The sequence below is a fragment of the Arthrobacter sp. Sr33 genome (genome assembly GCF_054511195.1).
Genome location: NZ_JBTNDD010000003.1, coordinates 238,805 through 251,169 on the forward strand (window position 1 = coordinate 238,805; position 12,365 = coordinate 251,169).

The following is a 12,365-nucleotide window of genomic DNA, read 5'->3' on the forward strand; positions in this document are numbered from 1 at the left end:
TATCCATCATGGAGATATAATTGGTAGACGGACTAGAGTTGTTTCTTGAGGTAACTGTTGAAACGACGAGGTGAGAGTGAGCATGGCAGAGAACCCCCGGCCCGAACTGATGGCGTTGCTCCAACAGTTCACCGTGGAAACGGATCGGTACGTGGATACTGTCAGCGCGCGGGATTCTCTCTACCGGACAGATCTGAATGCCCTCGGCGTCATGATGGGCGCCGCCCGGGCCGGTGCCGTCGTGACTCCCGGGATGCTGCGCTCCGAACTGCACCTGAGTTCCCCTGCGACTACCGCACTGGTGGACCGCCTGGATAATGCGGGCCATGTGAAACGCTCCAGGAGCGACGTCGACCGGCGGCAGGTCCACCTCGAAATGACCGAGAAGGCAATGGCCACCGGCGGCAAACTTTTCGCCCCACTGGCCCAGCACATCGGTGGCGCGCTGGCACAGTTCTCCACCGAGGAGCAGGAACTGCTGGCCGAGATGATGCGTCAGATCACGAGCGCAACCATCGCCGCGCGAGAGGAAGTAGCGCAGCAACCGGCCGGGTAGTGCTGGTTGCTAGGCTGAGCCAATGGATCGATCACGCGCCAGACAGGACCATTTCGACGCCGTAGTGGTGGGCGGAGGCCATAACGGGCTCGTTGCAGCCACGTACCTGGCCAAGGCGGGCCGGTCGGTGGTGGTCCTCGAGCGCCAGGACCAAGTGGGTGGCGCCGCCGTATCCGCAGAGGCCTTTCCCGGCACGGGAGCGCGACTGTCGCGGTATTCCTACCTGGTGAGCCTCCTCCCCCAGCAGATTATCGACGATTTGGGGTTGGATCTGGAGCTGGTCCGTCGACGATATTCCTCCTACACGCCGGTGGCCGGCGGCACTTCCGGCCTGCTGGTCGACAACGAGGACCGCAAAGCGACCCGAAAGAGTTTCCGCAGGATCGATGCGGGCGACGATGCTGGGGCCTTTGGCGAGTTCTACGGTCGCACCGCGACCCTCGCCGAGCGACTATGGCCCACGTTCACCAAGCCGCTGCTCAGGCGCGCTGAGGCGAGGGAACTGGTCGGCGACGACGAGATTTGGGCCGACTTCATTGAACAGCCGCTCGGTGGGGTAATCGAGCGCTCGGTGGAGTCAGATCTGGTACGTGGGGTACTCCTCACCGACGGCTTGATCAGCACTTTCGCGCGGGCCCACGACGAGGACCTGCAGCAAAACAAGTGCTTCCTCTATCACGTGGTTGGCGGGGGAACCGGGGACTGGGATGTCCCGGTCGGCGGCATGGGAGCAGTCAGCGGTGCCCTGGAACGGGCCGCGCTGGCCGCGGGAGTGGAGATCCGCACGGGGGCCGAGGTGACAGCGGTGGCGCCCAACGGCGTCGTCCATTACCAACCAGCGGAGGAGAACAGCCGCATGCGGAGCGTGACCGGCGAATACGTGCTGGCCAACGTCACGCCCGCTGTGCTGGGTCGGCTGATGGGCGGTCCGGGCGCCGACGGTTTCGCAACCTCCGCAGGTGCGGCCGAGGGCGCCCAGGTCAAAGTCAACCTGCTCCTCTCGCGGCTTCCGAAACTCAAGGACCCCGAGATCAGCCCCGAGCAGGCCTTCGGCGGAACCTTCCACATCAACGAGTTGTACTCGCAGTTGGACACCGCGTACACCGCCGCGGAGAACGGCAGGATCCCATCCCCCTTGCCGATCGAAATCTACTGCCATTCCCTGGCCGATCCGTCGATCCTGTCGGAGTCACTGCGGGAGTCCGGCGCCCACACCCTGACCGTTTTTTCGTTGCAGACCCCGCATCGATTAAGCCATGACGCCGATCACGACGTGCTGCGCGCAGAGCTGCAGGCTGCAGTGCTTGAATCGCTGAACAGCGTGCTGGCCGAGCCCATCGAGGATTGCATCCTGCGCGACGGCGACGGCAAGCCTTGCATTGAAACGAAAACCACCCTCGATCTGGAGGAGACGCTGGGCCTGACCGGCGGGAACATCTTCCACGGTCCGTTGTCGTGGCCGTTCGCCGAGGACGATGCACCCCTGGACACCCCCGCCCAGCGCTGGGGTGTCGCCACCGACCACCAGCGCGTGCTGCTCTGCGGGGCGGGATCCCAACGAGGCGGTGGCGTCAGCGGGCTGGGTGGCCACAGCGCCGCCATGGCCCTCCTCGAGGAGCATTAGAGGTTCAGAAGAAAACGCCGAGTGGAACGCTTAACCGGTCATGTGACTGGTCCCGCCAGTAGAGTGAAAGCCTATTGACCCTGGACCTACCGCGAGTGTCCGCACCGGTGCGGAGCATCGGACGGCCGCTCATCATACCTTGAGGCGAGTTTGAAAAAGACACCAACCGAGGGACCGCGGGCCCTCGTCATCAGTACCAGCCGGGACAGGGGTGCGCTTGCTGCCGTCCGCTCGCTGCGCCAGTCCGGCTGGGTGGTTGGTGTCGGAACTCCCGACGGCGGCGGGATGCTCGGCGCGTCAGTCGCCTGCTCTGCCCGGCATGTGGTGCCACGACCGCGGCTGGATGGCGCCGCATTCATCGAAGGAGTCCGCCGGGCAGTAGCCCTAGGATCCTACGACATCGTGTTCGGCGGCGGCGACGACTGGATGGCGGCACTCGCCACCTATCGGGACGACATTCCCACCCGGGTGGCCCACCCGCCAGCCGACGTCGTGAACGCTGCACTCAACAAGGTTGAACTTTCGGCGCTCGCCCATCAAATCGGCCTGTCGGCGCCCCGCACTGTCCAGGCATCCGATGAGGCGATCGAACAATGGCAAGGGCCGGTGGTAGTCAAGTGCCTGACGCACTGGGCGCACGGCCAGACCAGGCCACACCGGATCGAAGCGAAGCTCTTCCCCGACATCATTTCTGCCGGTCCACAGATCGAGCGGGTCAGGAAGGCCGGCGCCGAACCGATCCTTCAGGAACCGATCAAGGGGCACCTCGGTGCCCTCATCGGGATTTTCCACGACGGCCACCTGGATGGCCGGGTGCAACAAGTCACCTCACGCCTCTGGCCCACTCCAAACGGTGTGTCCACCCGTGCCGAGACGGTCCGGGTGGACGAGGATCTCGCAGCCAGGGTCGAAGCGCTGCTCCGCGAGCTCGGATGGTGGGGGTTGGTGGAGCTGCAGTTCCTGATTGACGACGACGGCGTCCATCACCTGATCGACCTCAACGGCCGCTTCTTCGGTTCGATGGCACTCACCAACGCCGCCCGGCCGGGTCTGACTGATCTGTGGGGGCGTCTGGTGCTCGGCGAGAAGATGCAGACATTGCCCGACGCCGCCCCTGGCATGCGCTACGCGTGGACGGCCGGGGATCTGCGACGGGCCAGCGTCGAACAGCGCGGCGGGCGGGTCGCCGACGTGGTGGATACCCTGCGGTGGGCTGGTCAGGCCCGCCACAGCGTGTGGGATCTGAAAGACCCGGGCCCCACCCTTCACCTTGCCTCGGCCCGGTTACGGCGGATCGATCGAAAGCCAAAATCAGTGGCAGCAGTCACCGGGTAGCTACTCGGCTAACCCCGCCCGCTCCTCCGCGCGACGCCCTTGACCATGTCGAGGGCCAGCAGTCGTTCTGGTGCCCGCAGCAGAATCAGCCCCAACAGGTACACGCCGAGGACCACCATGGCGACTGCCCCGCCGACCACAATGGCCGGCTGCCCAGCCACGATCACCAGGGCGCCGACGCCGGCCGCCCCGGCTACCGCGGCCAGCCCCAACGCGCGCGCTATCAACGCCACGGTGGGCCGCAGCTCCAACCCCCGGTGGCGTCGATGCAGCAGCCAACCGTTCGCCAGGGCCGCGAAGCCCAGTGACGCGGTGGTCGCCAGCGCAATGCCTGCTATCCCCATGATGGGAGCGAGCATGATGTCTCCAACCACATTGATCACCATCGCAATTACCGACACCACCACCGGGGCCCGCGCATCACCCAGCGCATAGGAAGTACTCACCACCACCTGGCGGCACCCGAGGGCCAGCAAGGCGGGCGCGTACCAGGCCAGGGCGGTAGCCGTTGAGGTGATGTCGTCGCCGGTGAAGGCGCCGCGACCAAAGGCCACCTCTGCCAGCGGTTCGGCTGCGATGATCATCACCACGCAGATCGGGGTCAGCACGCTGACCGCGACCGCCAGCCCGCGGCCCACCAGCCGGCGCACCTCGGCGATGTTCTTCGATGAAGCGCTCAACGCCGGGTAGAGAGGTACCAGCAGCGAAGCGATAATCAGGGTCTCCGGCAGGTTGACCAGCCGCCACCCATAGGACAGGGCTGTAATGGCCCCCTCCTCGAGGGTGGAGCCCACCGCACGGTCCACCAGGGTGTTGATATTGGCGATTGCACTGCCCACAAGCATCGGGGGCATCAGCCGCGCCATTTCACGGAATCCCGGGTCCCCAAGGTTCAACCGCGGGCGCACCCGCGTTCCCAACGAAAACAGCGGCGGCAGCTGCAACAGCAGGCGTGCGGCCGACCCGACGACGAACCCGACCGCGAGCGCGGCGATGCCATAGGTGGGCCCAAAGAGTCCGGCGGCGCCGATCATGATGATGTTGAACGGCACGCCCTGCAACGCTGACCAGACCACCCGACCATGTGACTGCGACAGTGAGGCCAATAGGTCCGTCCCAGCGATCAGCACCGTGGCGATCAGGACAATACGGGTCAGCGCCTCGGTTGTCTCGGCCTGTGCGCCATCAAAGCCCGGGGCGATCACCGCGGTGACTGGGCCGACGAAGATACTCATCACCACCCCGCCCACGCCGAGCACGATCATGGTGACGGTGAGCGCGGTGTCGAACCCCGGATGGCCCCGGCAACCGTCCTTCTCCTGGGCAGCCTCGCGGGAGGTGACGGGGATCGCCGACCGGGCCATGGCGTAGGCGATCAGGCCCAGCACAATGTTCATCAGCCCCTGCGCCACGAGGTAGGCGTCGAGCTCGGCACCGGCACCGAAGACGGCAGCAATCACGACGTCACGGACGAACCCGAACAGGGTGGACACGGCGGTTAGGCCGGTCACCAGTAGGGCTGCCCTCCGTATACCTGGCCTAGTCACCCTATGACGATACATTTTGTCGCCGGGATCGCCCGCACTGCGGCGTCAACGGCCCGTTAGGATTGGCTGGTGACTTTTTCTGTCTGGCTGGCTCTGCTCGGAGCGCAGGCCCTCATCAGCTTCAGCCCCGGAGCCGGGGCCGTCAACACCATGAGCAATTCGCTCACGGTGGGCTTCCGCCGGTCCATGTGGGGCATCCTCGGGCAGCAGGTGGCACTCCTCGTTCACATTGCGGTGGTTGCGGCGGGAGTTGGGCTCCTGGTGGCGAGCTCCCCGGTGGCGTTCAATGTCATCCGGTTCGGTGGCGCCGCCTACCTGGTCTATCTGGGTATCAGGAAACTCCTGCAGTCCCCCGATCTCGAGGAGCAGGCCGAGGTCCGCCGGGCCGAGGGCGCCTTTTCCCTGTTCCGCCGGGGCCTGTGGGTGAACCTCCTCAATCCCAAGGCAATCGTGTTCTTCCTTGCTTTCATTCCACAGTTCATCAGGCCGTCCGAGCCGCTGCTGGGTCAGTACGGCATCCTGGCCGGCACGGTCGTGGCGATCGATGTCCTGGTCATGTGGTTCTTCTACGCTGCAACCGCCAAATCGTTCAGACGGTTCACCCAGAATCCTCGTGGGCAGATCGTCCTCAACCGGATCTTTGGCCTACTGTTTGTAGCCGTGGGTATCCTGCTCGCCGTCGCCTAACATCACCCGAGGATCAACAGCCCATGGCACCAAAAGGCGGGACCACCGTCGCACCGTTGATCGTTGCTATCGACGGTCGCTCAGGGGCCGGCAAGACCACCCTCGCCGTCGAGTTGGCGGCACTGCTCCGCGAGCATCACACGGTCAGCCTGTTTCACCTCGAAGACATATACCCGGGCTGGGACGGGTTGGAAACGGGTATGAACCGCTATGTTTCGGCGGTGCTGGAACCCCTTGCCGCCGGGCACACCGCCGAGTGGCGGGCGTGGGACTGGGAGGCCAACGACGACGGGCCAGCACAGCACACGGAACCGGCCGACGTCGTCATCGTTGAGGGTGTTGGAGCGGCCTGCCGGGCCGCACTCGAATTTTTGGACGTCAGCATCTGGGTGGAAGCAACCGAGGATATCCGGCGCACCACGGCTCTGAGCCGTGACGGGGACGCCTACGCGCCGTTTTGGGAGCGGTGGGCAGCGCAGGAGCAAACGTGGCTCAGCCGGGATCAACCTCAGCTCACCGCCGACCTCAGCGTCACCGGGCATCAGGACGTCTCGGCGCCCGAACGGGTCAGGTTGGCCCTCACTGGCCTGCCTCAGTGCGGTTCGCTGCTCGCGGCTGAGCGCGCACAGCGCCGGGCCGTCACCCTGCAGGTGGAGCGTCACGACGGCTGCCCGGATGGCGCCGCCCTGTTCGCCACTCTCTACGGTTCCTCGGAACATGCCGTCTGGCTGGACAGTTCAGCCTCGGCTGCAGGGGTCGGAGGGCGCAGCCGGTTCAGCATCCTGGCCGACGACGGCGGCCAGTTCGGTCAGCTTGCCCGGCACTCCAGCGGGGCAACCGAGATCATTTCGGGGCAGGTCACGGCCCGCATCCCGGGCCCGTTCTTCCGTTGGCTCGATTCGGTCTGGGGCCGCAGGGCGGTGCCCACACCCAGCGACTATCGGTGCGGTTTCACACTGGGCTGGTTGGGTTATCTCGGGTATGAGCTCAAGCGGGAAACCGGTGGCAGTTCCGCGGCTCCTGGCACACTCCCGGACGCAGCCCTGATCTTCGCTGGCCGTGCGGTGGTCCTCGATCACGAGCAGCAGGCAACCTATCTCCTCACCCTGACCGCGCCCGGACATGACCAGGAGGTGCAGCACTGGCTGTCCGCAGCGCGGTTGGCCGTTCGGGAGGCGGACGCGCTCAAGCCGCCGGGCGCCACAGCTTCTCCGAGCGACACAGTTTTTCCAGGCGACACCGTTTCCCCGGGCGCAGACCCGCCGCCGGCCTTCACCTCCCGCGACACCCGCGCCAGCTACCTGGACAAGGTACGCCGCGCCCAGGCCGAGATTAGGGAAGGCAACACCTACGAGGTCTGTCTCACCACCTCTCTCCACGCGCACACGACAGGGTCCCTGAACCCGTTCGATGTGTACCGCGCCCTGCGCCGGGCCAGTCCTGCGCCCTTCGGCCATTTCCTCAGGTTCCCCGGCTTCGCCGTAGCCAGCACATCCCCGGAGCGGTTCCTGCAACTCAGCGCCGGCGGCGCCCTGCGCGCCGAACCGATCAAGGGCACCCGCCGTCGTTCGTCGGACCCGGCAGCGGACCTGGCCCTCCGAACGGACCTTCAGACCTCCCTGAAGGATCGCGCGGAAAACATCATGATCGTTGACCTGTTACGTAACGACCTCTCGCACGTTGCAGTCCCCGGCAGCGTGATCGTCAGCCGGTTGTGTGAGATTGAAAGCTACGCCACCGTGCACCAGATGGTCAGCACCATCGACGCCCAGTTGCGGCCGGGCGTCTCCCGGACCGAGGCCGTCTCCGCGGCGTTCCCGGCCGGCTCGATGACCGGGGCACCGAAAATCAGCACCATGGCCATCCTTGACCGGCTGGAGGCTGCCCCGCGCGGGGTGTATTCGGGCGCCGTCGGCTACTTCTCCCTGACCGGTGCAGCGGACCTCGCCGTCGTCATCCGCACCCTGGTGCTTGAGGACGACGGCGGCGGCACCCGGCTCAGCCTGGGCGTCGGAGGAGCGATCACTGCCGATTCGGATCCGGACGATGAGTGGGAAGAGGTGCGCACCAAAGCGTTCGGCGTGCTGTCAGGCCTCGGGTCCGCGTTCCCGGATAGCTAAGGCTGATGAATGGGGCCGCTGCGCGTCGTTTCACCGCAGGAACGGCCCCCAGGCCAAGGTCCGCCGCTTGCAACCGGCAAGGCTGGCACTGGGGGCCGTTTCTGGTGAGATCCGGCCCCCAGGCTACCCTAGCGGCGGACTTTGCGACGGCCGCTAACGCCCTCGGCGACGCCGATCAGCAGTACTGAGGCGATGACCGCTACGACGAATCCGAGAACATTCAGCTCGAAGATGTCCCCGGTGCCGAGAAGGTTCGCGATGACGCCGCCGATCACTGAACCGGCAAGTCCCAGCAGGAGCGTGGCCAGCAGCCCAAGGTTCTGCTTCCCGGGCTTGATCAGCCGTGCCAGCGCGCCGATGATGAGTCCTGCAACGATAAATCCGATCACAATAACTGTCCGTTCTTTGGGGTCTGCCCCGTTGCTACGAGGCCGCGTGCCATTGGTAACACTACTGATGAAATTCTATCCGGTGCCGGTTGGCACGGGAAAATACGACGGGTGCGGCACCGTCATCCGCGTCAGTGAGGCAACTAAGCTGATCGCATGACTGTTCTTGTGTTCCTGGATCCCGCCCACGACGACGGCCGCGTCGTCGACGCATCACTGCCACAGCTCATGGCGACCGACCTTGGCGCAACGCGCGGGGACGGCATATTCGAGTCCCTGCTGGCCCTCAACGGAGAAGCCCGGAAGGTGCAGGCGCACCTGGACCGGCTCGCCTCATCAGCCCGGGCCCTTGACCTTGATCTCCCGTCCGAGGATGCCTGGCGGCGGGCCATCACCACCGCACTCGACGAGTACGCCGCCGGGGCTCACGTCCAGGCGGATACTGAGCTTGCCGTGAAGCTCATGGTCACCCGTGGGGTTGAGGGAGCTGACGCCCCGACGGCGTGGGTTCAGGTGGCGCCGGTGCCGGCGAAGACCCAGCAGCAGCGCAGGGATGGGCTTGCGGTCCTGTTCCTGGAGCGCGGGTATGACAGCACGGTGGCGCAGCGGGCACCGTGGCTGCTCATGGGTGCCAAGACGCTGTCCTACGCGGTCAACATGGCGGCGGTCCGGTACGCGCGGGCGCACGACGCCGACGACGTCATCTTCACCTCATCGGACGGCAAGGTCCTTGAGGGTCCGACGTCGACAGTCCTCCTGGCACGGGTCCGGGACGGCGTCAAGACCCTGCTGACCCCGCAGCTGGAAAGTGGGATCCTCCCCGGCACATCGCAGAGTGCGTTGTTTACCGTAGCGAAGGCCGCCGGCTGGGAACTCGGGTACGGCCCGCTGGTGCCCGCTGACCTGTACGACGCCGACGGCGTGTGGCTGATTTCCAGCATCCGTCTCCTCGCACCGGTCAACTCCCTTGACGGTCAGCCGATCACCACCACCCCGGAGCTGACCAGGGAGCTGTCGGAGTTGGTGGCGAAAATTTCCTGAGGCCGGTTGTCGAACCCGGCCTACCCCAACCGTCAGGGGAAGGAGTCCGCCAGGCGCTGCACCGAGGGCCGACACTTTATAACGGGCGGCGCCGAACTGCAGCCGCCCACCACGGCACGGATCCTGCGCGGTGGGAGCGTTGGTATGACGACGGCCCGTACCCGGAGACCGCCGAACGGCTGGGCGGTTTCTCCCTGGTGGAAACCGCCGCCCCGGAGGCACTGGCGGAATTCGTCAATGAGTTGTTGGCTGATACCACCGGGCCTGCTGAAAGCCGGGCCATCATTCGACCACGCGAGGGCAGCTAAATGAAAATTGCAGTGTTTCTATACCAGGATGAGTCGATCTGGGCCAACGCCACCGAGGCCGAAGTGGAACAGTACATGGCCCAGCACGACGCCTTTTCCGAGGCGGCCCGCCAGCAGGGAAAGATCGTCGCGGGTGAGGCGCTCCCCAGCGTCTCGACCGCGACGACGGTGCGCCGCCGCGGTGACCAGGTGAGTCTCACCGACGGCCCGTTCGCCGAAACGGCCGAGCAGTTGGGTGGTTTTTACGTGTTGGACGTCCCCGATCTGGGTGTGGCGGTGGAACTGGTGAAGTTGCTGCCCGAATACACGGTTGAGTTGCGCCCCATCACCGACTACTGACCGGATTCCTGACGCTGCCAGGCCCGTCCGACGACGCGGCCGCTGCACTTCAGCGGGCCTGGCAGGGTCGCTGGGCTCGGCTGCTTGCGCTGCTCGTGGGCCACTTCGACCCGGCGCCCCTAGGAGGCGCCGATCAGGAAGTTCCACGTCCCCGCCCACACCGCCGCGGCCACCGCGGTCCCGGCGATCAGCACCCCGGCGAGGCAGACCCAGAGGTCCAGCCGGGTAAAAGTGCTTTCCCTCGCCCAGGTCCGGTCGCCGGCCCCGAATCCGCGCGCCTCCATTGCCATCGCGAGCCGGGTGGCCCGCCGGATCGCCTGCACAATCAGACCAAACCCCTGCCCCAGGAAATTCCTCAACCGGGCTACCGGATTGCCTTCAAACCCGACGCCGCGGGCGTGCCGGGCCAGCCCGAGGGTCCTCCATTCGTCCACCAGCAGCCCAACGAGGCGCAGCCCCGCAAGCGCGCCGAGCACAAACCGGTGCGGCATCCGCAGCTTTTGCGCCAGGGCATCGGCCAGGTCCGTCGGATCGGTAGTGGTGAGCAGGAAAATTCCGGGCAGGGCGATGGCCAACCCGCGCAGGCCAATCGCAATGCCCGAGTTCACCGAATCCTGGGTGAACAGAATCGGGCCGAACTCCAGCAGGACAGCGCCGGTCTTCTCGGCGAGCAGCGCCGTACCGTAGGCGGCAACCACTGCCGCCAGCACCAGAGGCCAGGTCCGCTTCAGCAGTTGCCAGGCGCTGATCCCCAGCAGCGGGAGCAGCAGCAACTCGCTCACGAGGACGACGGCGGCGCTGACCCAGTCGATGCTGAGCATCACCACCACGGTGACCAGCACGGCAGCGAACAGTTTGGATAGCGGGTTGGCCCGCGGCAGGAGCCGGCCCGTGAGGTGGGGGGTCAGAACGTCAACACTCACGGACGCACCTCCACGTCGGCTCTGCCGTCGGCGACCCGTAGCAGCCTGCTGCCCAGCGCGTCGGTGAACTCCTGGTCGTGGGTGACCGCCAGCAGGCTGCCGCCGTCCTGGATCAGTTCGGCAAGCAGCGCGACGAGTTCGGCCCAGGTGTTGGCATCCTGCCCGAAGGTCGGTTCGTCCAGGACCAGGATGTCCGGGTCTGTTGCCAGCATGGTCGCCACCGAAAGCCGCCGCTTTTCACCGCCGGACAGGGTGAAGGGGTTTGCCTGCAGCAGGGAGGTCAGTCTCAACCGCTCGGCGATGGGATCCACCCGCCGCCGGACCGCCGCCTCGTCAGTACCCCCTAGCCGCCGCGGACCAAATTCCAGCTCGTCGATTACCCGGTTGGTGAGGAACTGGTGCTCGGGTTCCTGGAACACCGTCCCAATCCTGGTCACCAGTTGCGCTGATTTCCAGGCGTGCGGGCTACTCCCGGCTCCGCGGGAGAGGGCCGGTGCGGCCTCCAACTGGCCGCGCCGCGCCGGCAACAACCCGGCCAGGGTCAGCGCAAGCGTCGATTTTCCGCCACCGTTGGGGCCCACGATGCCCAGGGATGAGCCGGCGGTGAGGGCGACGTCGACGCCGTCGAGCACCGCCGGTCCCCGTTTGGCCCGCGCCACTGATAGTCCCCTGGCAGTAAGCAGCTCCTCCCCCGGTGAGGATAGCTGCGTGGGAACCGACGGTTGATGACCGGGGAGCCACACCCCCGCCGCCGCCAGCCGGGCCCGGGTCGACGCGTCGGTCAGCACCGTGCCTGGGGGGCCGTCGGCGAGGATCCCGCCGTCGGCCGCCAGCACCACCACCCGATCCACCACATCGGCCCACACCGCCACCCGATGCTCTACCACCACAAGGGTGGCGCCGGTGCGGTCCAGGACCCGCCCGACGGCGTCCCTTACCTCCAGCACACCGGCCGGGTCGAGATTGGCGGTCGGTTCGTCAAGCAGCAGGAGCCCGGGTTGCATCGCCAGCACCGCCGCCAACGCCAGGCGTTGCTTCTGGCCGCCGGACAACGCACTGGTGGACCGATCCAACGGCACCTCAAGCCCCACGTCGTCGAGCGCCCGCCGAACCCGCTGCCAGATCTGGTCGCGCGGTACGGCCTGGTTCTCGGCGCCGAAGGCCACCTCGTCACCGACCCGGGCCAGCACAATCTGAGAGTCCGGGTCCTGAAGCACCAGCCCCGCGCGACCGCGCACCTCACCGGGAGGCCGCCCGTCGAGGGTGAGGGAACCGTGCTGTTCGCCCTGCCCCTCATCGCCGAGGACACCAGCCAACCCGTGCAGCAGGGTCGACTTCCCGGACCCTGACGCGCCGAGCAGCAGCACCCGTTCTCCGGGCGCTACTGTCAGGTCAACGTCCCGGACCGCCGGGGTTTTCCGGCCGGCGTGCCGCCAGCTCCAGCCTTGCGCGCTGATGCTGACGGCCGACGGCGTATTTCCGTGGTCAGCCATACC

At 66.4% G+C, this 12,365-nt stretch carries 11 protein-coding genes; 7 read left to right on the top strand and 4 right to left on the bottom strand.

Annotated elements, in window-relative coordinates:
- The first annotated feature begins 82 nt into the window (after positions 1-82).
- The 3 genes from ACX80T_RS06220 to ACX80T_RS06230 all read left to right on the top strand — a co-directional run bounded on the left by ACX80T_RS06220 (position 83) and on the right by ACX80T_RS06230 (position 3,515).
- Complete coding sequence (locus ACX80T_RS06220) at positions 83-556, top strand: MarR family winged helix-turn-helix transcriptional regulator (protein ID WP_019481105.1); 474 nt, start codon at positions 83-85, stop codon at positions 554-556.
- A gap of 22 nt (positions 557-578) precedes the next feature.
- Positions 579-2,180, top strand: a complete 1,602-nt coding sequence (locus ACX80T_RS06225; protein WP_116778425.1) for a phytoene desaturase family protein — start codon at positions 579-581, stop codon at positions 2,178-2,180.
- Positions 2,181-2,330: 150 nt separating this feature from the next.
- Positions 2,331-3,515 carry an ATP-grasp domain-containing protein gene (locus ACX80T_RS06230; RefSeq protein ID WP_459303998.1) on the top strand — a complete coding sequence of 395 codons (1,185 nt, stop codon included), beginning with the start codon at positions 2,331-2,333 and terminating at the stop codon, positions 3,513-3,515.
- 8 nt (positions 3,516-3,523) lie between these two features.
- On the opposite strand, the gene murJ is transcribed toward ACX80T_RS06230, so the two are convergent.
- Positions 3,524-5,026, bottom strand: a complete 1,503-nt coding sequence (gene murJ, locus ACX80T_RS06235) for a murein biosynthesis integral membrane protein MurJ (protein WP_116778427.1) — start codon at positions 5,024-5,026, stop codon at positions 3,524-3,526.
- Positions 5,027-5,131: 105 nt separating this feature from the next.
- Between murJ and ACX80T_RS06240 the strand changes: the two genes are divergently transcribed.
- Together ACX80T_RS06240 and pabB are read left to right on the top strand one after the other, a co-directional pair.
- The gene (locus ACX80T_RS06240; protein WP_019481109.1) at positions 5,132-5,749 is read left to right on the top strand and encodes a LysE family transporter; all 618 of its coding nucleotides are present in this window, start codon (positions 5,132-5,134) and stop codon (positions 5,747-5,749) included.
- A 23-nt stretch (positions 5,750-5,772) separates the two neighbouring features.
- Positions 5,773-7,869 (top strand): aminodeoxychorismate synthase component I, encoded by a 2,097-nt coding sequence (gene pabB, locus ACX80T_RS06245; RefSeq protein WP_116778428.1) that lies wholly within the window; start codon positions 5,773-5,775, stop codon positions 7,867-7,869.
- A gap of 128 nt (positions 7,870-7,997) precedes the next feature.
- Here pabB and ACX80T_RS06250 read toward each other — a convergent pair whose 3' ends face one another.
- Positions 7,998-8,258, bottom strand: a complete 261-nt coding sequence (locus ACX80T_RS06250) for a GlsB/YeaQ/YmgE family stress response membrane protein (RefSeq protein WP_116778429.1) — start codon at positions 8,256-8,258, stop codon at positions 7,998-8,000.
- 156 nt (positions 8,259-8,414) lie between these two features.
- Between ACX80T_RS06250 and ACX80T_RS06255 the strand changes: the two genes are divergently transcribed.
- Together ACX80T_RS06255 and ACX80T_RS06260 are read left to right on the top strand one after the other, a co-directional pair.
- On the top strand, positions 8,415-9,299 hold the full coding sequence (locus tag ACX80T_RS06255) for an aminodeoxychorismate lyase (RefSeq protein ID WP_019481111.1): 885 nt from the start codon (positions 8,415-8,417) through the stop codon (positions 9,297-9,299).
- Between the two features lie 308 nt (positions 9,300-9,607).
- Positions 9,608-9,946: a YciI family protein gene (locus tag ACX80T_RS06260; RefSeq protein WP_116778431.1), complete on the top strand. Its 339-nt coding sequence runs from the start codon at positions 9,608-9,610 to the stop codon at positions 9,944-9,946.
- A gap of 119 nt (positions 9,947-10,065) precedes the next feature.
- Here the strand turns inward: ACX80T_RS06260 and ACX80T_RS06265 are convergent, their stop codons facing one another.
- On the bottom strand, positions 10,066-10,869 hold the full coding sequence (locus ACX80T_RS06265; RefSeq protein WP_116778432.1) for an energy-coupling factor transporter transmembrane component T family protein: 804 nt from the start codon (positions 10,867-10,869) through the stop codon (positions 10,066-10,068).
- Positions 10,866-12,362: an ABC transporter ATP-binding protein gene (locus ACX80T_RS06270; protein ID WP_459303999.1), complete on the bottom strand. Its 1,497-nt coding sequence runs from the start codon at positions 12,360-12,362 to the stop codon at positions 10,866-10,868. The genes ACX80T_RS06265 and ACX80T_RS06270 overlap by 4 nt, the downstream gene beginning before the upstream one ends.
- Positions 12,363-12,365: the final 3 nt, after the last annotated feature.